This window comes from Streptomyces sp. NPDC036764 (assembly GCF_055609385.1).
Window position 1 is genome coordinate 290,574 of sequence record NZ_JBVJPT010000010.1, and the last position, 22,336, is coordinate 312,909.

Annotated in this window: 8 protein-coding genes; 4 read left to right on the forward strand and 4 right to left on the reverse strand. The window is 73.2% G+C overall.

The window, feature by feature from the left end:
* Positions 1-30 precede the first annotated feature (30 nt).
* Positions 31-1,074 (forward strand): LLM class flavin-dependent oxidoreductase, encoded by a 1,044-nt coding sequence (locus ACZ69Q_RS31255; RefSeq protein WP_471048138.1) that lies wholly within the window; start codon positions 31-33, stop codon positions 1,072-1,074.
* Here ACZ69Q_RS31255 and ACZ69Q_RS31260 read toward each other — a convergent pair.
* The gene (locus ACZ69Q_RS31260) at positions 1,016-13,162 is read right to left on the reverse strand and encodes an amino acid adenylation domain-containing protein (protein ID WP_471048141.1); all 12,147 of its coding nucleotides are present in this window, start codon (positions 13,160-13,162) and stop codon (positions 1,016-1,018) included. The two genes, ACZ69Q_RS31255 and ACZ69Q_RS31260, sit on opposite strands and share 59 nt — an antisense overlap.
* A 277-nt stretch (positions 13,163-13,439) precedes the next feature.
* Here ACZ69Q_RS31260 and ACZ69Q_RS31265 point away from each other — a divergent pair, with 277 nt between their 5' ends.
* The gene (locus ACZ69Q_RS31265; RefSeq protein WP_471048142.1) at positions 13,440-15,716 is read left to right on the forward strand and encodes a polyprenyl synthetase family protein; all 2,277 of its coding nucleotides are present in this window, start codon (positions 13,440-13,442) and stop codon (positions 15,714-15,716) included.
* Here the strand turns inward: ACZ69Q_RS31265 and ACZ69Q_RS31270 are convergent.
* Positions 15,713-18,010 (reverse strand): AfsR/SARP family transcriptional regulator, encoded by a 2,298-nt coding sequence (locus tag ACZ69Q_RS31270; protein WP_471048145.1) that lies wholly within the window; start codon positions 18,008-18,010, stop codon positions 15,713-15,715. The two genes, ACZ69Q_RS31265 and ACZ69Q_RS31270, sit on opposite strands and share 4 nt — an antisense overlap.
* A 174-nt stretch (positions 18,011-18,184) precedes the next feature.
* Between ACZ69Q_RS31270 and ACZ69Q_RS31275 the strand changes: the two genes are divergently transcribed.
* Both ACZ69Q_RS31275 and ACZ69Q_RS31280 read left to right on the forward strand, forming a co-directional pair.
* Positions 18,185-18,478 (forward strand): hypothetical protein, encoded by a 294-nt coding sequence (locus ACZ69Q_RS31275; RefSeq protein WP_471048146.1) that lies wholly within the window; start codon positions 18,185-18,187, stop codon positions 18,476-18,478.
* A 132-nt stretch (positions 18,479-18,610) separates the two neighbouring features.
* On the forward strand, positions 18,611-19,489 hold the full coding sequence (locus tag ACZ69Q_RS31280; RefSeq protein WP_471048149.1) for an alpha/beta fold hydrolase: 879 nt from the start codon (positions 18,611-18,613) through the stop codon (positions 19,487-19,489).
* Positions 19,490-19,549: 60 nt separating this feature from the next.
* On the opposite strand, the gene ACZ69Q_RS31285 is transcribed toward ACZ69Q_RS31280, so the two are convergent.
* Together ACZ69Q_RS31285 and ACZ69Q_RS31290 are read right to left on the reverse strand one after the other, a co-directional pair.
* Entirely contained in the window at positions 19,550-20,524 is a 975-nt protein-coding gene (locus ACZ69Q_RS31285) for a TauD/TfdA dioxygenase family protein (protein WP_471048152.1), read from the reverse strand.
* Positions 20,525-20,652: 128 nt separating this feature from the next.
* Positions 20,653-22,203: a glycoside hydrolase family 32 protein gene (locus ACZ69Q_RS31290; protein ID WP_471048155.1), complete on the reverse strand. Its 1,551-nt coding sequence runs from the start codon at positions 22,201-22,203 to the stop codon at positions 20,653-20,655.
* Positions 22,204-22,336 lie beyond the last annotated feature (133 nt).

The window sequence follows — 22,336 nt, forward strand, 5'->3', positions numbered from 1 at the left end:
TCAACACTGTCGACGAACGACGGAGGGCCCGTGCCATCCACCTCACGCCCCTTGCGCAAGCTGGGCTTCCTCACCATCGGTCTCTTCGACGAGGCGGATCCGCGCCGGGGCCACGAGTCCACGCTGGAGATCATCGAGCTGGGCGAGCGGCTCGGCTTCGACAGCGCGTGGGTCCGCCACCGTCATCTCCAGTACGGCATCTCCTCCCCCGTCGCCGTCCTGGCGGCGGCCTCGCAGCGCACCAGCCGCATCGAGCTCGGCACCGCGGTCATCCCGCTCGGCTGGGAGAATCCGCTCCGGCTGGCGGAGGACCTGGCAACGGTCGACCTGCTCTCCGATGGCCGCCTCAACCCGGGCGTGAGCGTGGGCCCGCCGATGCACTACGACCGGGTCAAGGAGGCCCTGTACCCGGACACGGCCGACGTCGAGGACTTTGGATACGAGCGGGTGCGGCGGCTGCTGGACTTCGTGCGGGGCGAGCCGGCCACGGACTTCAGCGGGGCCGAGGGCTTCGAGGTGTTCTCCGAGCGGGTGCAGCCGCACTCGCCCGGTCTCGGCAGCCGTATGTGGTACGGCGGCGGCAGCCTGCGTTCGGCGCGGTGGGCCGGTGAGCACGGGATGAACTTCCTGACCAGCAGCGTCGTCAAGGCCGAGGGCCCCGAGGACGCGGCGGCCGGGTCACCGGACTTCGCGCAGATCCAGCTCTCCCACATCCGCGCCTTCCGCGCCCACCACCCCGACGGCGACGACGCCCGTGTCTCCCAGGGCCTCGTCGTCATCCCCACCGACTCCGCGACGCCGGCACAGCGCGCGAAGTACGAGGAGTTCGTCGCGAAGCGCACCCCGCGCACCACGGCACCGCAGGGTCCGGCGCGGCTGCTGTTCGCACCGGACATCGTCGGCACCTCGGCGGACATCGCCGAACGCCTCCACGCCCACGCCGCGTTCCGCGAGGTCGACGAGGTGGCGTTCGCGCTGCCGTTCACCTTCGAGCACGAGGACTACGTGCAGATCCTCACCGACCTCGCGACCCGGTTGGGTCCGGCGCTGGGCCGGCAACTCCCGACGGCCTGAGCGGTGGCGCGACGACGCGGTCGAGCAGATGCAGCGGGGCGGGGCGGATCCCGGCCGCCTCGGCCGCGTCCCAGTGCGCGAGGGCGCGGGGCGGATCGACAAGGCCGTGGATCAGGGGCAGTTCGCCCGGAGGACCGCCGGGTGCGCCGAGGTGGGCGACGAGCAGTGACTCCAGTCGGCACGAGGCCAGGGTGCCCGGGATCCCCGGCCGCAGGGCGAAGCCCGCGCTCGCCACGGCGGGCAGGTCCTCGGCGAGCCTGGTCCGTGTGGCACCGAGGGACAGCAGGCCCCCGCCGACGACCAGGACGTCCTGGTCCCGGTCCATCCGGTCCAGGGCGCTCGCGGTGTCGAAGCAGTGCGGGAAGGAGTCGTCGACCACGATCGTGCCGGGGCGCAGTCGAGCGACGTCCAGGAGGCGTGTCGCGCCGCTGACGGCGGTGACGATCACGTCGGCCCCGTAGACGACCGCCGGAAGTGACTGCCCCGACTCGACGACCTCGACCGGCATCCCCGGATGCTCCGACGACACCTCCGCCGCCAGCCGCTGGAGTCTGTCGGCGCTGCCGGGCAGGTCGCACAGCAGCAGCCGCGCCGGCGGGCAGGGCGACGTCGCCAGGAGCAGCCGCAGCGAGGAGACACCGATCGAACCGCACCCGACGACGGCGAGGCAGGCCCCGTCGAGGCGGCGTCCGGTCGCCGCGAGCGCCGCACCGACGGTCTTCACGACGGCGACGGTGGTGGACGCGTGTCCGGTGGTGATCGCCGCGGTGGTGGTGCTCTCCCGCAGGACGTCGTAGCCGTAACCCGTGAAGGACGGGATCATGCCGGCGAGCGAGACGCAGCGGGCGCCCAGCGAGGCGGCGTGCTCGACGGCACGGGCGGTCCGGGCCGCCAGATCGCCGGTCGGCGCCAGTTCGTCGGCGAAGAGCGGGAGTGCGACGAAGCCGGAGTTGCCCAGTGGGGTCCCGGTCTCCTCCAGCAGACGGGCACGACCGTCCGGGAAGAGAAGCGCCCGGATCTGCTCACGGTCCAGGCCGGGAGTGTCGTAGGGGAGTCCGGCCAGGGCGGCGAGTTGGTGGGGAGCGGGCAGATACCCGACGAGCGCGGCGTCGAGCCGCGGACGCCGCCGGCCGCCGGGGCCGCGCACGGCATCCCGCAACTGCCTCCGCATTCCCTCGGCGAACCCGGTCACCTCACGGGAGGTGAGGGCGTCCACCGAAGCCCGCACGGTCACGCGCAGACCCTCGCCGTCCCCCACGGGGCGCACGGCCAGGAACACATCGGTGCCCAGCGGCGGCGGGGCGAGGGAGGTGTCGGACTCGTCGGCGTGCAGGGACAGGCTGCCGCCCTCCTCGGCGCCCAGGGAGGTGAAGTCGAGGAAGGTGAAGAAGAACTGGGCGTGGCACGGCAGTCCCGCCGCTGTGCGCACATCGCTGGGCCCTTCGGCCCGTGCCAGATCCGCCTCGGCGGCCAGTCGCCGCAAGTCGTCGTCGAAGGCGCGGGTGCCTTCGCCCCCGGGCTGGGCAGGGCGCAGCGCCACCGCCTCCGCGAACGGCCCGAAGATCCGGTGCGCGTCCGCCGTGGAGTCCTCGCGTCCGGTGACGGCGAGGCCGAGCATCAGGTCGCGCTGCCCGGTGAGTTCCGCCAGGGCGCGGTAGTACGCGGTGAGCAGCGGTGCGTACAGGGTGCGGTGCGCTGCTCGGGCGAGTCGGCGCAGTGCGGTCGTAGTGGCCGGGTCCAGGGTGAAGCCCGCGGTGTGGAACGCCGGTTGGGTCTGATTCTCTCCGGTGGTCGGCCGTCGCAACGCGGGCGGCGTGTACGGCGCGCGGAGTCGGGCGCGGTACTCGTCGGCCTCGGGGCCCTGCGGGCGCTCTCGTACGGCGGACCGGGTGACGTGGTCGCGGAAGGTGCTGTGGATCGGCGGCAGGCCGTGCGGCAGGCCGCTCAGGAGGCGGTCGTAGGCGGTGAGCAGTTCCCTGGTGAGCAGGGCGGCGCTGTACCCGTCGCCGATGAGGTGGTGGGCGTGGACGAGCAGCACGTGCTCGGTCGGCGCCAAGGTGAACAGCCGCAGCCGGAGCAGCGGCCACGCCCAGGGCTCCAGTCGGCGCCGCGCCTCCTCGGCGATGCGCTGCTCCAGCAGGCCGGGGTGGGCGAGCGTCTCCGTCTCCACGGGCAGCCGCAGCGAGTCCGGCAGTTGCTGCTGTACGGCCGGCCTGGCGCCTGCGGGGAAGACGGTGCGCAGCATCGGATGGCGGGCCATCAGCACGTCGACCGCACGCTGGAGGACGTCATGGCGCAGCGGCCCGCTCAGCCGGAACCTGGCGAGCCAGCCGGAGTCGGACTCGGGGGTGAGGGAGTCGGCGAGCAGGAAGCCCCGCTGGGACGGGGTGAGGGGGTAGGGGTCCGACGGCTGCGGTGCCGGGGCGGGTGGTGCGGTGGCCTCGGGGACGGGGGCCGGATCCGGGGTGGTGGTGTCGAGGGCCGTTGCGAGGGCGGTCAGGGTGCGGTGGGTGTAGACGGTCGTCGGTCGTGGGACCGCGGGGAGTTCCTCGCGCAGGCGGGCGAAGAGTTCCAGCACCAGGATGGAGTCGCCGCCGAGTTCGAAGAAGTCGTCCTCGCGGGAGACCTCGGACACGTCCAGCAGCCTCGACCAGATGCGCGCCACGATGTGCTCGGTCGGGGTGGCCGGCGCGGTGGTGCGTGCGGTGGTCGGCGCGGTGGTGGACGCGGTTGTCGCGGGCTGATCGCCGTCTCCTGCGCGGCCGTCGCCCGCCAGACGGTTGCGGTCGATCTTTCCGGTGCCGGTCAGGGGCATCGCCGGGAGGGTACGGACGCGTCCGGGCAGCATGTACGGCGGCAGTACCCCCGCAAGGAATTCCCGCATCGCGCGGGTGTCCGGCTCGGCCGCGCCGGGCCTGGATTCGATGTACGCCACCAGCCGTCCGGCCACGAGCAGTACGGCGGCACGGGCGACGTCCGGGTGGGTGAGCAGCGCTGCCTCGACCTCGCCGAGTTCTACTCGGTGGCCGCGGACCTTGACCTGGCCGTCCAGGCGGCCGAGGAACTCCAGTACGCCGTCCGGGGTCTGCCGTACCCGGTCGCCGCTGCGGTACCAGCGGCGGCCGTCCCGCTCGACGAAGGCCGCCTCGGTGAGCTGCGGGTCGCCGAGGTAGCCCGGTGTCAGTCCGGTTCCCGCGATGAGCAGTTCACCGGCTTCACCGGGAGCGCAGGGACGGCCGTCCTCGGCTACGACGGCCAGCTCGGTACCGGCCACGGGGCGGCCAATCGGCAACTGCCGTACGTCGTCCGACGGACGGGTGTCGATGATGTGGCAGGTGGCGTTGATGGTGGACTCGGTGGGTCCGTACAGGTTGGAGATCCTGTGCTCCGCTCCCCCGCGCGGGTCGACCAGGTCGAACCAGCGGCGTACGTGTGCGGCGGGCAGTGCCTCGCCGCCGACGTGCACCCAGCGCAGTGCCGACAGGTCGGGGGGCGTGCCGTCCCGCCGGGCCCGCGTCTCGGCGGCGGTCAGCAGCCGTTCCCACAGCGTGGGCACCGAACTCCACACCGTGATGCGGTCGTCGACGAGCCGGTCGAGGAGTGCCTCGGGGTCACGGAGCAGGTCCCGGGAGAGGGTGTGGACGGTGGCGCCGACCAGCAGCGGCGCCAGCAACTGGCGTACGGAGGCGTCGAAGCAGACGGACGCGGTCTGCACGAGGTGGTCGCCGGGGCCGTAGCCGAAGGTGCTCAGTGACCAGTCGAGGTAGTTGAGCATGGACCGGTGGGTGATGGGGACCGCCTTGGGGCGACCGGTGGAACCCGAGGTGAAGATGACGTAGGCGATGGCGTCCGGGTCGGGAGGTGGCGGTGCGCTCACGGATGGTGAGGCCGGGGGTGGTGAGGCCGGGGGCCGGTCGTCGGCGGTGATGGCGGTGGCGCCGTCCAGCATCGCGACGGTTTCGCGTGTCGCGGCGTGGCAGACGACCGCGGTGACGCCGGTGCGGCTCACCTGGTCCTGGAGCCGGGCCACGGGATGGGTCGCGTCCAGGGGCACCCAGCCGGCGCCCGCCCGGAGGATGCCCACCACGCCCGCGACGGTGTCCGCGCCGGGTTCGGTGAGCAGGCCGACGAGATCGCCGGGGCGGACGCCGTCGGCTCGCAGCCGGGCCGCGAGGGCGGCGGAGGCGGTGTCGAGTTCGGCGTAGGTGAGTGTGCCCTGGCCGGTGTTCACCGCGGTCGCCGCCGGATTCGCCCGGAATTGGGCGCACAGACGGTCGACGATGCCCTCGCCGGTGCCGTGCCCGTGCGCGGGGGCACGTTGCCCGGCGGCGGCTCGCAGTTCCCGTACGTACTCCCCCGCGAGGCGTTCGACGGTCTCGCGGCGGAAGAGCTGCGCGGGGTGGTTCCAGGAGAAGTGCAGGGCTTCGTCCGACTCCCAGCACAGCAGGCCCAGCCTGGTCGCGGCGGAGGCGGTGGCCGCCGCGGTCGGCGTCACGGTGACCGGCCAGTCGCGGCCGTGGCTCACGGGGAACCGGGCGAAACTGAACCCGGCCGGGGCGACCGTGCGGGGAGCGGGGCCGGTGGCGGGCAGCAGCGCGGCGATGTCGGGGCTGGCGAGGGTCGCGTGGGACTCCGCCTCGTGCCAGATGTGCCGCAGCCGCCGGGCCAGCGCGGTCACGGGCTCGTCGGGATCGACGGCGGCGAAGACCGGCAGGGTGTCGGCGAGCGGGCCGACGAGACGGTCGATGCCGGGCAGCGGCGCCTCACGGCGGGCACGGGCCACGTTCACGGCGATGCTTCGCCGTCCGCCCCAACGGGCCAGGCAGCGGCCGTACACGGCGAGCAGCAGGTGGAAGAGGGAGACTTCGTGCCGGGCCGCCACCTCGCGCAGCGCGGCGGTGAGCGACGCGTCGACGGTCGACTGGTGGTGGGTCAGCGGCGGCGCCGGGACGGCTTGCGGATCGCCGTCGTACGGCAGGGCCGGGGCCGTGTTCGCCGTCGTGTGCTCGGCGATGCGGGCGCGCCAGTACTGCTGGTCCCGGGTGAAGGCCGACGACTCGCGGTGGGCGGTGAGGTGGGTGGCGTAGTCGGCGAACTCGGTGCGCGGGGCTGGGAGTTCGAGGGGACGGCGGCCTTGGGCGAGCGTCGTGTAGAGCGACCAGAGCTCCTCGCACAGGATCTTCAGGCTGTAGCCGTCCGCCGCGCTGTGGTGGATCACGAGCAGCAGGTGGGAGAGGTGCGCGTCACGGCCGTCGCGGATCAGCAGGGCGCGGGCCGGGTCTTCGGTGGTCAGGTCGAAGGGGCGGTTGTACAGCCGTTGTTCGAGGTCCGGCAGAGATTGCGGGTCGGTGTCGGCGGCCGGCTCCCGCACCTCGTACCAGCGGGGAGGGTGGTCGGTGGGCTCGGCGGGGGCGGTGTACTGGCGCGGTGGCGTGCCGTGTGAGGTGATGCGCAGGCGCAGCATCGGGTGGCGCGCGGCGAGGTGGGACAGGGCTTGACCGAGAAGGGTGGGGTCGAGGGGGCCGCGGATGGTCTGGCGTATGTAGCCGTAGGCGGTGACGCCTTCGTAGAGGGCCTCGGTGGTGAGGAAGGCGCGTTGGAGGGGGGTGAGGGGGCGCGGGGTGTCCGCCTCCTGGGCGCGGTGCGTGGGGGGCGACGTGGTCGGGGCCGGCCCTGGCTTCTGGGTGCCGAGGTGGGTGGTCAGTTCGCCGACCGTCCGGTGCTCGAACAGCAGCGTCGCGGGCAGGGGCAGCCCGAGCTCCGCCTCCAGTCGGCGTGCCAGGTCGACGGCGGTGAGGGAGTCCAGGCCGAGGCTGAGGAACTGCTCGTCGTCACCGATGTCCTCCGGCGCGCGGCGCAGCGCGTCCGCCAGCAGGCTGCGTATCAGGTCGGCTGTGCGGTCGGGGGTGACGGCTCCGGCGCCCGCGTCTCCGAGGGCGGCAGAGGTCGCGGTGGTCGGGCGGTGCGCGGCAGTGACGCCTGGGCTCACTGTGTGCGGTTGGGCGGCGACGGCGCCGAGTTCACGGCGCGGCGCCCGCTGCGTGGGCACGGGCAGCCGGTCGCCGGCCTTGTCCCACGGGGTGCCGTATGCGGGCGCGCCGGAATGCGGTTGCGGCTGTGCGGGTCCCGCAGGGGGCGTCACCAACAGGTGCGCCGCATCAGCGGCCACGGCCGTCCACAGTGCCGTGATCGCGGCCCGCGTGGTCATGGGGCTCAGGCCACGGGCGCGCAAGCGTGCCTCAACAGGTGATCCGGCTGCCAGTCCCGCGTCGGCGACCGGCCCGAATCCGATCGACTGCCAGGGCCGACCCGCCGCGCGCTCGGCGGCGGCGAAGGCGTCGAGGAAGGCGTTGGCGGCCGCATAGTCGCCGAGGGCCCCCGCGTGACCGGGCCGGACCGAGGAGACGGAGGAGAAAGCGACGCATACGGCGGGCCTCTGGCCGTGCCGGCGCAGCCCCTCGGCGAGCAGGACCGTGCCGCGCACCTTCGCGGCGAGCACCTGCTCGATCTCGGCATCGGACTTGGAGCGGAGCCTGCCGGGCCGGACCGTCCCGGCGGCGTGGAAGACGCCGTCCAGCGGGGGCAGTGCCGCGAACAGCGCGTCGACGGCGGCTTCGTCGGACACATCGGCCGCGTGGTACCAGGCCGTCCCGGCGCCTCGGGCACGCAGATCAGCGAGCAGGTCGTCCGGTGCGGTCTCGGAGCGTCCGGTCAGGATCAGCTCACCCGCGCCTCGGTCCGCGAGGTCCCGTGCCAGTGCGGAGCCGAGCCCTCCGGCTCCCCCGGTGATCAAGTAGGTGCCGTCCGGCGGCAGTTCGCCGAACGCCGTGGAGCCGTCCGTCACCGCGGCGGCCGTACGGCTGAGCCTGCGCCCCGAGCGCCACGCGACCGAGGCCTCCGCTCCCGGCCCGTAGGCCGAGTACAGCTCCCGTTCCAGGGCGTCGACCCGGGCGGCAAGTCCGTCACCGGAGGTCAGGTCGACGGCGCGGGCGGCGAGCCCCTGGTGTTCCTCCGCAAGTGCCGGCGTGAAGCCGTGCAGGAGCGCTTGCGCCGGGTTCGCCCGTTCCGCCGGCACGCCGGTGGCGTACGCGTCCTCGGTGACCACCAGCAGGCGGGAACAGTCGGCGGTGAGCAGGTCGAGGACATGGCGCAGTGACGTGACGGCGGTCTTGGTCGTGGCGTCCGTCGAGTCCAGGGCCGCCGGGCTGCCGTCTCGGGTGGTCGCCTCTTCGCCCAGCCACACCAAGGTGTCGGCCGGCATCGCGAGTTGCCCGTGCGCCGAGTCGTCCCCCAATACGGTCAGGCCACGGCCGACCAACCGCTCGGCCAAAGCTCGCCCGAGCGCTCGTTCGCCGCCCAGCAGCCGTACCACGCGCGGGCCTTCGGCCGGCGTGAGCGGAGCGTCCCGCCAGTCGAGACGCCGCACCAACGGCTCCGCGCCCGGCTTGCGCGGCCAGTGACGGGTGCGCTGGAAGGGGTACGTCGGCACCGGCACCCGCGATGGCGTGGCGGCCAAGGCCGTCCGGTCCAGAGCCCCGCCCCGTGCCCACAGCCGCCCGGCCGCCTCCAGCAGCGCCCGCGCGTCGCCCCCGGCCACCTCCGCGTCCACGGCACGCCCTGCCGCCGAAGTGACTCCCGTCGACAGCACCGCCACGTCCGTCGCGTCCCGCTCACCGACGACGGCACGGACCGCCCCACCCAGGGTGTTCCCCGGCCCGAGTTCGAGGAAGGTGTCGTAGCCCTCGTCCAGCAGCCTCTCCACAACCGGCCCGAATCGCACGGGCCGGACGGCGTGTTCCAGCCAGTAGGCGGGAGTGAGGCCGGGCCTCCACTGCCCGGTGACCGTGCTCAGCATGGGTACGGCTGCCGGGCGGACCGTCAGTGCCTTCGCGGCGTCCCGCAGCGGATCGAGGACCGGTTCGAGCTGGGGCGAGTGGAAGGCATGCGAGACACGCAGTCTGCGCGCGGCCACGCCGCGTGCGGTCAGCTCGGCGAGGACGCGCTCGACAGCCTCCTCACTACCGGAGATCACCACCTGCCCGGGCCCGTTGACGGCGGCGATGCTCACCATGTCGAGGAACTCGGCGACGGTGGCCTCGTCGCCCCGCACCGCCGCCATGGCTCCCGGGCGGGCCAGTTCAGCGACCAACCGTCCACGTTCCGCGGCGAACCCGACCGCCTCGGCAAGGGTCAACGACCCGGCGACACAGGCCGCCGCGATCTCACCCACGCTGTGCCCGGCGACCGCGTCCGCCCGCACGCCCCACTGCGCCAACTGCCGGGCCAGGCCCACCCCGAACGCGACGAGCAGCGGCTGCGCGACCTCCGTACCGGCCAGCTCCCGCGGATCCATCCGGGGATCGAGGCACCAGTCGGCGAGCGAGCGCCCGAGCACGGGCCCGGTGAGCGACGACGCCTCGTCGATGACCTGCCGGAACACCGGCGCCGACCGGTACAGGGCGCGGCCCTGGCCGGGTCGCTGTGCGCCCTGGCCGGGCAGCAGGAACACCGTCCGTGGACGGGAGCCGGCGACCGTGAGGTCAGCCGCGTGGAGGCGGTCGGCGAGGTCGCCGTCGGCCACCACGGCGAGACGGTGACGGCCGTCGTCGCGGGCGGTGTTGACGGTGACGCAGACCTCCGCCTCCCGCAGATCCGGATGCCCGTCCACATGCGCGGCCAGGTCGGCGGCGGCCGCGCGCAGGGCGTCGGCGCTGCGGGCCGACAGCGTGAGCAGGTGGGGGCCTTCGGTCTCGGGCCGGGCGACGGTGGTACGAGCCGGTGCCTCCTCCAGGACGGCGTGGGCGTTGGTGCCGCCGAAGCCGAAGGCGTTGACGCCCGCGACCAGAGGGCCGGGCGCTACCCATTCCCGCTGCTCGGTGGCGAGTTGGAAGCCAGGGGCGACGCGCTCCAGGTAGGACGCGGTCGCGGTGACGTTCGGGGTGGGCGGTAGCTGTCGGTGCTGGAGCGCCAGGACCGTCTTGACCAGGCCCGGCATGCCCGCGGCGTTGAGCAGGTGCCCGATGTTGGCCTTGACCGAGCCGAGCAGGCGCGGCTGCCCGTCCGTGCGGGGCGGGAAGGCGTGGCCGAGCGACTGGGCCTCTACGGGGTCGCCGACCGGAGTGCCGGTTCCGTGCGCCTCGACGTACGTCACGGCGTCCGGGTCGACACCGCACTCGTCGTACGCCCGGGTGATGACCTCTCGCTGGGTGCGCGGGTTGGGGGCGAGCAGGCTGAGCGAGCGGCCGTCGTTGTTGACCGCCGTGCCCCGGACCAGCGCGAGGACCGGATCGCCCGCCCGCCGTGCGTCGTCCAGGCGGGCGAGGACGAGGGCCGCGCCGCCCTCGCCGGGCACGATCCCGTCGGCGATGGCGTCGAAGGGCCGGCTGCCGCCGGTCGGGGACAGTGCGCCCGCGCGGGCGAGCAGACGGTGGCCCGTCGGGGTGAGGGCGAGGTGGACACCGCCGACCACGGCGACATCGCATTCCCCGCTCTGGAGACTGCGTCGCGCCAGGTGCAGTGCCACGAGCGCGGAGGAGCAGGCGGTGTCCACGGCCAGGGCGGGGCCGCCGAGGTCGAGTGCCTGGGAGAGGCGGGCGGCGATCAGGTTGGGCAGGTTGCCGGTGAGGGCGCCGGGATGGGCGCTCAGATCACCGTCGGCGGCCGAGGCGAGGATCTCGCGGTACCCGCTGTCTCCTACGGCGGCGAAGACGCCGACCTTACGGCCGCGCCGGCGCGCTCCCGCGTATCCGGCGCGTTCCAGCGCCTCGTGGGCCAGCTCCAGGAAGATCCGTGCCTGCGGGTCGGTGGCGCGGGCCTCCTCGTCGTCCATCCCGAAGAAGCCGGCGTCGAAGTCCGCGGGTTCGTCGAGGAAGGAGCCGTGGAAGCCGGGGCTGGTGTCCTGGCCGTTGCTCCAGCGGCCGTCGGGCACCTTCGTCACGGTGTCGCGGCCGGAGACCAGCAACTCCCAGAAGGCTTGGGGTGTTTCCGCGCCGGGGAAGCGGCAGGCCATGCCGAGTACGGCCAACGGCCCGTTCCCGGCGCCCTCGTTCGACGGCATGACGCGTCTCGCCGTGCGTGCGGCATCGCCTGATGCATCGTCAAGGCCGGTGAGCCGGGCGAGTACATGGTCGGCCAGCCCGGCCACCGTGTCGTGGTCACGCAGCGCGCGGGGCTCCACCGTGACGGCGAAGGAGTCCTCGATCGCCGCGAGCACCGCCATCGCCTTGAGCGAGGAGCCGCCGAGGGCGAAGAAGCGGGCGTCCCGGTCGATGTCCGCCGGGGGGAGGTCGAGTGCCTGTGCCCAGATCCCCCGGACCGTTTCCTCGACGTCGCGCCGCGAGCGCGGCTCGCCGGACTGCCGTTGCGGCCCGGCCGCCTGCGGTGCACACGCTTCCTTCCGCGCGATCGCACCCTCGGCCCGCACCATCGCCAACCGCTCCTCGACCGGCGCATACGCACCCGCCTCGAACCGGTCGCGCAGCAGCGCTCGCCGCAGCTTGCCGCTCGTCGTGCGGGCAAACGCGCCCGGCGGCAGGGGCAGCACCCGTACGTCGTCGTGGCCCAGCGTCTCGCGGACGCGCGCCGCCGCCGCGTCCAGCACCGGAAGTGCCGTGGCCAGTGCGGGCCGTGCCCATTGCACGAACACCACGACCCGGTCGCCCCCGGTGTCCGGATCGGGGGACCCGATCGCCGCGACCGTCCCTTCCGGCAGTCCCGGCGTGGCGGCGGCGGTCTCCTCGAGGTCGGGTGCGTGGAAGGTGCGGCCGCCCGCGAACACGACGTCCTTGTGCCGGCCGGTGACGCACAGTCGGCCCTCGTTCAGGAATCCGAGGTCGCCGGTGCGCAGCCAGCCTTCGGCGAACGCGGCCGCGCTCGCCTCGGTCGTGCGGTGGTAGCCGCGTGCCACCTGCGGACCGCGGACCTCGACGTGACCGACCCGCCGGTCGCCGAGCAAGCCGCCCGCACCGTCCGTGACACGGACCTCGCAGTCCGGCACGGGACGGCCCACGTCCATGAACTCGACGGCGTCCGGGCCGGGCTGCGCGAGGACGGCCCGCCCTCGGCTGAGCGCCTTGCGGTCCAGCCGCAGGGGCGCGGCGACCTCCCCCAGCGGGGGCACGGTCACGGCCAGCGTGGCCTCGGCCAGGCCGTACACCGGCAGCATGGCCGTGGCGTCCAGCCCCGCGGCCCCGGCCCTGTCGGTGAACTCCCGCCACACGCGCGGTGCGATCGGCTCGGCGCCCACCAGCATCAGGCGTACGGAGCTCAGGTCCAGCCCGGCCCAGACGCCGTCCGGCACCCGCCGCACCGCGAGCGCCAGCGCGAAGTTCGCCGCCGACAGCAGGGTCGCCCGGTGCCGCGCCACGCTCTCCAGCCACAGGGCCGGGCGTTTGGCGAAGGTCAGCGGTTCGAGCCGTATCTGCTTCAGGCCCGCCGCCATGGGGACGAGGTGAGTACCTATCAGGCCCATGTCGTGGAAGTACGGCATCCAGGTGGCCACGACGTCGTCGGAGGTGATCGCCATGCTGGTGCGGATCTGGCGGAGGTTGGCGAGGACCGCCTCGTGGGTGAGCTCGACGCCCTTGGGGGCGCCGGTGCTGCCGGAGGAGAACTGGAGAAACGCGAGGTCGTGCGGCGCCCGGGCGGGCAGCTCGCGCGGCGGGCGGCCCTCGCGCAACTCGCCGAGGCGCAGCGCGCGCACCGGTCCCGGGAACTCGGCCAGCAGGTCCTCGGTGCTGCCGTCCACAAGCACGGCGGGCCTGCCGAGGAACTCCCACACCGGTCCCGCGCGCCGGGGTTCCGGGGCCAGCGGCACGGGCACGAGCCCCGCGGCGAGCGCTCCCCAGAACATCGGCTGGAAGTCCTCGCCGAGGCCCGCGAGGAGGGGGACGGGGGTCCCGGGTTCCAGTCCCGCCGCGAGCAGGCCGCCCGCCACACGCAGTGCGTCGTCGCGGAGCCCGGCGAAGGTCACGGTGTGTTCGCCGCCGTCTCCGCGGACGTGGACGACGACCTGACCGGGCATGTCCTCGGCAGCGTGCAGCAGGATGTCGAGAACTGTGACGGCGGTACGGGGCCCGGGAGTCGGCATGCGCTTCCTTCCTCGTCGCACGGGGCGAGGGCCCACGGGCGCGCCCTGCCGGCGTCGGGAACCCGGCAGGAGCGTTGTCGATCATTCACCTGTACGACGAAGAGTTTCATGTGCCGGTTCACCGGCGAAACGATCGATCTCCACGTCAGGAGGTTTCCGCCTCCATCCATTTCGAAGGCACGGTATTGCTCCTGACCGGTGCCCTGGTTCATCCGATGAGGCGAGAATCCATGTAATGGTCACCAGGTAGCACGTATCGGGCTTCTAGGGTGCGGGGGTGATCACGCCCGCGCCTTCCGCCCCGAAGCAGCCGCCTGCCTCCGCACCGCACTCACCTCCTGGCACGCTGCCCTTCGGCGGTGCGCACCCGTCGGCCGGCGCGGAGAGCTGGTATCTGACCGGACATCTGCGTGACGAGGACGGGGCGGACCACACCTGGGCGGTCGGCGTGCTGCGTCACCGCGACGCGGGCGACCCGGCCGCCGAGCCCGGCTACCGGCTGTACGTATTGCACCGCGGTCCGCACGGCATGTCCTACCGCACCTGGATCACACCGGCGGCGCTGCGAGCGCTCCACCGCTCGATCGACTCCGACGAGCCGCTGGACCCGCGGGTCCGCAGGGCGTTGTCCGAGGCTCTGGCGCAGGGCCCGCTGCTTCCCGACCGGCTGCTTCGGGAGCGGGTGACCGAGTCGGGGGACGGACTGGACCTTCGCGTGGGGGACCTGGCGAGTCTGCGCCGGGAGGACGACGGGAGCTTCCGGCTGGCCTTTCGGGAGGAGGCGCAATTCGAACTGCTCCTGACGCCGGTGAAACCGGCTGCGGCGGAGACCGAACCCGAGGGCGCGTCCGCCGGGGAAGGTGACGCGGCCGAGTACGCCTCGCTGTTCCTGCCCCGGCTGGATGTGCAGGGCACCATGAGTACCGGCGAGGGAGCATCTCAGCAGGTGGTGGGCCAGGCCTGGTTCCAGCACGGCCGGCAGACGGGCCACGACTCCGGCCCGCAGACGCCGGCCCCGGCGGGGCACACCTGGACATGGACGGGCCTTCACCTCGACAACGGCTGGGAAATCAGCGCGACCGCGCACCTTCCCGAATCCTCGGACGCCGCCTCGGCGGTGCCGGCCCGCGCGACCGCCGTCGACCCGGACGGTGCCGTCAGCCATCACGAGATGTCCTTCGAACCCCTGCGTCACTGGACCTCGCTGGCCACGCTCAACACGTACCCGACCGCGGTACGGCTGAGCATCCCGGCCCTCGACCTGCAGTTGGACGTCACCGCTCCCCAAGCCCCGCACGAGGTCCGCACGTTCATCGTCGGCCGGGCCTTCTGGGAGAGCCCGGCGACCGCGCGCGGAACCATGAACGGCCTGCCCGCCAGGGGCACGGCCGTGCTGCGGACCATCCCGAACCACACCATCGACGACATCGAGGGCTATATGCGCCGGGGGCACGGCATCGCCCGTGCCGAGGCCGCCGCCGTCTATCCGGACACCGCGGCGGACACCGCGGGCGTCGGCCTGCTCGCCGGCACGCACGACGGAACGCGGCTCGACGCCACCGCCCACACCCGGCTCCACCAGGCCCTGGCCGCGCCGGTCCTGCACCTGCTGAACATGCCCGGACGCTCCTGGCGCGCGTATGTCGCGGGCAGCGTGCTGTGTCTGCTGGACACCGACCCCGAGCCCTACCGCCCGCTCACCGCCGCCACCGAGATCCTCCATACCTCGGCCCTGGTCATCGACGACATCCAGGACGGCTCGACCACCCGGCGCGGACTGCCCAGCGTCCACGAGGTGTTCGGCACCGCCACCGCGATCACCGCCGGCACGCTCGGCTACTACACCTTCGACCCGCTGCTCCAGCGCGTTCCCCAGGCCGACCCGGCCACCATGCTGCGGGTCTACCAGCTCTATCTGCGGGCCATGCGGGCGGCGCACGCCGGGCAGGCCCTCGACCTCGCCGGGCACCACTCCGCCTTCGACGAGGCCGTCGAGACCGGCGACCCCACGGCACTGCTGGAGCAGATCCGCACCACCCACCGCCTCAAGACCGGCATGCTCGTGCGCAGCACCGCCGAGGTCGCCGCCATTCTCGCGGGCGCCGACGAGGCCCAACTCGCCGCGATCTGCGACTACTTCGAGAACGTCGGGCTCGCGTACCAGATCAGCGACGACGTCGCCGACCTGTACGGCATGGCCTCGCCCGCGGCGTACCGGCAGGGCGTCGTCGTCCGTACGCCCGCCCTGGATCTGATCAACGGGACCGTCACCTACCCGGTGGCCCACGCCGTCGGACTCCTCGACACGCACGACCGCCGCCGACTGCAACGAGCGCTCCAGGTCCGCTCGGAAGCCGATGTCGCGGACGCCGCCGAGCTGTTGATGTCCTGCGGGGCCCTCACGGTATGCCTGGGGGAAGCCCAGGGCATGATCGACCGCACCTGGGAGGTTCTCGATCCGCTGCTTCCCCACACGCCTCACAAGGCGATGGCGCGTGCCCTCGGCTGGTACGCGGCCCAGCGGGGGCCCGAGAACGACCACGTGCCGGCCTAGCCGGAACACCGCTCCAGCCATCCCGCGACCGGTCCCAGGGTGAGCAGTCCGCTGCCCGCGCCCGCCAGTTCGTTCGCCGCTGGGGTGAGGGCGGCGTGCGCGCGGGCCATGGTCCGCCGGTCGCCGAGCGCCACCGCAGCCTGCGCGGTGAGGCACCACAGGGCCTCCTGGAGGAGGTCGCGCGGTGGCTCGGGCGTGACATGCAGGGCGTCGGCTGCCTCGGTGCGGCGGCCCCGGTCGAGCAGGAGCAGGGGGTACGCCCAGGGGGCGTAGGGGCCCCAGTCCGTGTGTGCGTCGAAGTCGAGCGGCTGGGCGTGCCGCAGGCGCAGGCACAGCAGTGCGAGCGGGAGCAGGCCGTGGGCCAGGCCCGGCATGCCCGCGCCGTTCAGCAGGGCGGCGGCGTCCCGGTAGGCGGCCTCCACCTCGGTCGCCGGTGCCCGGCCGGTGGCGTCCAGTCTCAGGGCGGCGTACCAGCGGGTGAACACGCCCACGAGCGGCCGTTCGTGCCGTGCGGCCAGGGCGTCGGCGGCGACCGCGTGACGGTCGGCCGTGGTGAAGTCCCCGAGGGCGCTGCGGGCCTGGAGGCGGACAAGGTGACCGAGGGTCTCGAAGGTGGACAGGCCGTGGCGGGCGGAGAGCGCCACCAGTTCGGCGCCGATCCCGTCACGGCGGGGCGCCAGCCCGGTGCGGTCGAAGCACTGTATGAAGGCCGCGTTGAGGGCGAACGCCAGCAGGGCCGGATCGTCCAGCCGGCGCGCGATCTCCTCGGCCTGTCGGGCTGCCTGCGGACCACGGGCGAGCCGGGTGCCGCGCGACTCCAGGGCGATCGTGGCGAGCAACCGGGCCCTGTCCGCCTCGTGGGCGACGGGGGCGGCGGGTCGTCCCCGCGAGATAGAAGGCTCGGCAGAGGACAGGGCGGTGAGGGCTGTGAGCGTGCGCTCGGCCGCGGCGACGACGTGTGCCGCCTGTTCCGGGTCGTCGAGGCGGGTCCAGATCGCCGGGACGTCGTAGGCGCCGATGACCCGGGCGGTCAGTTCGGGGTCGCCCAGTTCCTCGGCGGCGGCGACGGCCGCGACCCGGTGCTCGCGGGCGGCCAGCAGACCGCTGCCGCCGGTCACCGCGAGGCTGCGCAGCAGACCGGCCGTGGACTCCAGGCGGGCGCGGGCGTCGGGGGCGACGGTGCGGTCATAGGCGGCGGCGACCTGCTCCCAGACCCGGCCGGCGGGGTTGACCGGCGCGTGGGCGTCGCCGGCTTGGGCGATGTGGTCGGCCTGGGCGTTGTGGTCGGCTTGGGCGATGTCGTCGGCCTGAGCGATGTCGTCGGCCCGAGCAGGGAGGTCGCCGCCTTGGCCAAGGTGATCACCCCGCGCAAGATGGTCGGCCTGGGCAATGTGGTCGGCCCGAGCAACGTCGTCGGCCCGAGCAGAGAGGCCGCCGCCTTGCCCAAGGTGATCGCCCCGCGCAAAGTGGTCGGCCTGCGCAACATGCTCGCCTCGCGCAAGATGGTCGCCCCGCCCAAGATGGTCGGCCTGCCGAAGGATGTCCTGCTCCAGGGCGCGCAGGCCGGGCCCGGGATCGATGCCGAGTTGGTCCGCGAGCAGCGTCCGTGCGCCGCGCAGGACCTCCAGCGCGTCCGCCTGGCGGCCCGTGCGGTACAGGGCCAGGGCGAGCAGGCGCCAGGCGTTCTCACGCCAGGGGTGCTCGGCCGCGTGCGCCCGAAGGTCCGCGGCGGCCCGGTCGGCCTCCCCGAGGGACATCAGCGCTCCGGCTCGCAGTTCGACGGCGTGCAGCCGCAGCTCGGCCAGGCGGCGGCTGTCGGCCCTGACCCACGGCTGCTCGGCGAACTCCGCGTAGGCGGGGCCGCGCCACCAACCGAGCGCCTCGTCCAGTCGTACCGTCGCCTCCTTGGGCGACAGCTTGGCGGCGTCGGTGACCACCCGCTCGAACCGCCAGGCGTCGACCGCGTCCACGGGGATGCGCAGGGCGTAGCCCGGGCCCTCGGTGATCAGCAGTTGGGCCGGGGTGCGGCGCGGGCGGTCGGGTTCGAGGGCGCGGCGCAGCGCGGCGACGAAGGTGCGCAGGGCGCCCACGGGGTCGGCGGGCGGGTCCGTCCAGAGGTCGTCGACCAGCAGGGCGACGGGCACGACGCGGCCCCGGGCGACGATCAGCCGGGCCAGCACCGAACGGTGCCGCGGCCCCTTCAGGGCGATCGTGTTCCCGTCGGCGTCCCAGGCGGTCACCGGTCCGAGCACGCCGAGGCCGGGGCGAAAAGCTGCCGAGCTCACGTCTGCCATCGCCCTCCGCCGTCGCCACCGTCGCGCTCACAGGTCACCGACGGAACAGGTGATCCATGGAGGTTCCACGATATGCGCCGCGGCTCGCGGGGATCACGTCGGCCGCACGGTGAACTCCCGCACCTCGACTCGCGTCCTCCCCGGTGACCACGACATTCAAGGAGAGCACGGACCATGGCCGACAAGGACGTTGACCGGATCGACGAGCGGGACTACGCCTCGGAGCCCTGGTGGGCCGGCCTCGGGACGCGCGGGGCTGTGACGCTGATCGTCCTCGGGGTCCTCGCGGCGGCGTGGACCGTCGCCGCTCCGGCGTTGGGGCTCGGATCGCTGCCCCTCACCCCGGACAACCTGACGACCGGCGTCTACCAGGCCGCCAAGGTCGTCGCCGTCGGCGTGGTGATCCTGGTGGGCGCGGTGCTGACCCGTCGGCGCGCCCGGATGCCGGCCGAGCCGGAGCGGGACTGACGGCACCGGGCGGGGGCGCGGCCGGGAGCGGGCAGAAGCGCATGCGTGCCGCCCCGCTGCTCATTCGTTGCTCATCGGCGCCCGGGAGGATCGAGGTATCAGATCCCGCCATTCGCAAGGAGCGGAGCCGCCGTGCCCCCTGTCATCCCCGGTTTCGAACATCACCGCGTCCCCGTCGCCGACGGAGTGTCCCTGCACACGGCCGTGGGCGGCTTCGGCCCGCCCGTCGTCCTGCTGCACGGCTTTCCGCAGACCCATCTGATGTGGCGGCACGTGGCCCCCCATCTCGCTGCCGACCACACGGTGATCTGCCCGGACCTGCGCGGCTACGGCGCCAGCGACAAACCGGCGGAGACCGACGGCACCGTCTACGCCAAGCGGACCATGGCCGCGGACATCGTGGCCCTGGCCGGTGAACTCGGGCACGAGCGTTTCGCCCTGGCCGGGCACGACCGTGGCGCCCTGGTGGCCTTCCGGGCCGCGCTCGACCACCCGGAGGCGGTGACCCACCTGGCGTGTCTCGACGTCCTGCCGACCCTGGACATGTGGGAGGTCATGCACGGCGTCACCGCAGCCGTGGGCTTCCATCTCTATCTGATGGCCCAGCCGCCCGGCCTGCCCGAGCGCATGATCGGTGCCGCCCCGGACGACTTCTTCGGCCACTTCCTGGACATCTGGACGGCCGACCGGCGTGCCGTCCCGGACGACGTCCGCGCCGCCTACCTCGCGGCCTGCCGCGAGGCGGTGCCCTCGATCGTCGCGGACTACCGGGCCTCCGCCGGCGTCGACATCGAGCACGACCGGGCCGACCGGGACGCGGGCAACACGCTGCGGATGCCCGTCGGCGTGCTCCAGCAGGACTGGGGCGCGGCACTCGGTTTCGACGCCGCCGCGCTGTGGCGGGCCTGGGCGCCGGATCTGCGGCACGCCACCGTCACCTGCGGCCACTTCATGGCCGAAGAGGCACCGGACGACATCGCGAAGGCGCTGCGGGACCTGCTCGCCCGCTGAGGCCGCGCCCCGGAGCCCGTGGCTCGAAAGGCCGAGGCGCACTGCCTTGGCATACGCCGGCTACCAGCGCCCCACCTCCGTCCCGACGATCGCCTCCGACGGCTTGCCGTCCACTCCCACCGGTACGTCCCCGGTGAGCATGACGCGGTGCATGATCCGAGGGAAGTCGAGGTGGGCGTTGTCGCCGGGGGCCAGGTGGATGGTGGCCCGGTTGTCCCACAAGGCCACGCTGCCGGGCTCCCAGCGGAAGCGGACCGTGTACTCGGGGCGCACCGCCTGCTCCAGCAGCATCTCCAGGATCGCACTGCTCTCGGCGCGCGAGAGGCCGGCGATCTGCTCGACGTAGTAGCCGTTGACGTAGAGCACCCGCTCGCCCGTCTCGGGATGGACGCGCACCAGCGGATGCAGCGAGGCGACCTGATGGCCGAGCAGATGACGCACGTACGCGTCGTCGCCGGGCCGGGGCTGGTAGCCGACGCCGAGGCGGTGCTCGGCTCGGAGGCCGTCCACGAACTCCCGCACCGGGCCGGAGAGTCCGGCGTAGGCGGCCGTCAGGTTGGACCAGGTCGTGTCGCCGCCGTACGGGGGTACCGTCTCGGCGCGCAGGATCGTCGCGGCGGGCGGGTCGATGCGGGCACCGTGGTCGCAGTGCCAGCCGCGCAGCAGCGTGTGCCGGCGTCGCCGCAGCCACTCGTCGTGCTCCATGCCGAACCTCCCGCCCAGTTCCAGCCGGTCGGCGGTGGTCTCGATCTCGGGGTGGTCCGCCGGGGAGGCGCTCCCCCGCTTGCGCAGGACGACCGGCTGCCCGAACCGCCGCGCGAACGCCACATGCCCGGCGTGGTCCAGCTTCTGTCCCCGGAAGAACACGACCTTCCAGCGCAGCACCGCCGCCCGGATCGCGGCGATCACGGCGTCGTCCGGCTCACCGGCCAGGTCGACGCCCGTGATCTCGGCGCCGATGTGCCCGGCGACCGGATTCACCTCGATCCCGGCGCGCTGCTGCGCCCCGTCCGCGCTGGCCCTGTCCCTCGTCATCCGCACGCTCCGTCGGTCGCCCGGCCCGGCTCCGGTCCGAGCCGGTTCCAGGAAGATCGTGACAGCGTTCGGCGGACGTGGCGACAGGGCCTCGGCAGACCGGCACCCCGGCAGCACTCAGCGCCGCGTCACAGCGAGAACTCCCGTATCACCACGTTCCGGAAGACCGCCGTGCCGTCGATCGTGAACAGGGCGAGCCCCGTGTCGATCAGATACGGAAAGACCTCCGAGGAGTGCGTGTACCGGCCGTCGTCCACGAACATCTCGACCGATGTGCGATCGACCAGGATGCGCAGTTTCACACTGCGGGCGGCCGGGTCGAAGGGGCTGTGGCTCTCCTGCCACCGGCCGGACGCATCCGGGTTCACGGTGGGGCGACGGTTGAGGAAGGCGTAGTCGCGGTAGATCCCGGCGTCGACGTGGCGGCTGCCGTCCGGCGACCGGCGAAGCTGGAGGCCGGCGCCGGTGAGCCGGTCCCAGGTGATCTCGCAGGTCAGCTCGAATGCGGTGCCCTGGTAGTCGAGCACTCGGGTGCCGGAGACCTCCAGGTCCCCCAGGTGCACCGTGCGGGAGACGTGGTCGTCCAGTGCGGCGATCGGCCGGGAGGCCAGGTAGTACCTTCCGGAGGAGGAGCGTTTCATGGTGATCTGCCGGACGATCGAATCGGTGCCGTTGAAGCCGTCGCAGTCGATGGTGGGCGTGGTGTTCGCGTAGTCCCAGTTGTTCAGCCAGCCCATGGCGTAGCGCACGGACGGGTCGACGGAGCCGTCCGCGCGGTGCCTTTCGAAGGTGACGGCCGCGTACCAGTCCCAGCCGTGGTCGAGCCACTGCGGGTCGTCGGCGTCGGCGGTGAAGGCGGTGCCGTCGAAGGAGCCCGTCCAGTAGGCGTACGTGTTCGGCAGCCCGGCCCCCTTGCCGTTCGCGCTCACGCCGAGCACCCACTTCACGGTGCCGTCGTCGGCGGTGATGCGGAACAGGTCCGGGCACTCCAGGACGCCGATGCCGCCCTTGATGAAGCCGCTGACGTACGTCCAGGACTTCAGGTCGGTGGAGTGGTAGAAGCCCACCTTGTCGTTCTCGGCGAGGGTCATCACCCACCGGCCGCGCTCCTCGTCGCGGATCACCTTCGGGTCGCGGAAGTCCCGCGCGCCGGGGTTGGGCAGCACGGGCGCGGTGCCGTGGTTGGTGAACGTGCGGCCGCCGTCGGTCGAGTAGTACAGGTACTGCGCCTGCGTCACCTCGTCCGGCGCCATGGTGACGACGACGATCACCGCGCCCGCGCCGAAGCCCGCGGTGTTCTCCGTGTCGACCACCGCCGAACCGGACCAGACGTCGCCGTTGGGGGTCGTGTCCTTCGGTACGGCGATCCCCCGGTCCCGGAAGGTGACCAGGTCGGTCGTGGTGGCCAGGCGCCATGCCGTGCCCGCCGTGGTTCCCCCGGTGAGATAGTCCGGGTTGTACAGGTAGTAGTAGTGGTATTCGCCGTCGATCCAGACCGGGCGCTGCGGGTCGTTCTTCCACTGGTCGGGGACCGTGAAGTGGTACGCGGCGCGGTAGCTCGCGCAGGCGGCGGCCGGCTTCCGGGGCTTGGCGGCGGCCGGGGCTGCGGCCGGCAACAGGGCGGCCGAGGCCCCTGCGGCCGAGCCGGCGAGCAGGGCTCTTCTGGTCATCGCGGGCATCACACATCGTTCCTCTCGTCGGACGTGGCGAGCGTCGGGACGGCGGCTCATGTGGACCAGGACTTTGCGACCTAACTCGTTAAAGGTCAAGTGGTTCACGACTCTTGACAGGGCCGCGTCGGGCTTCCCATCA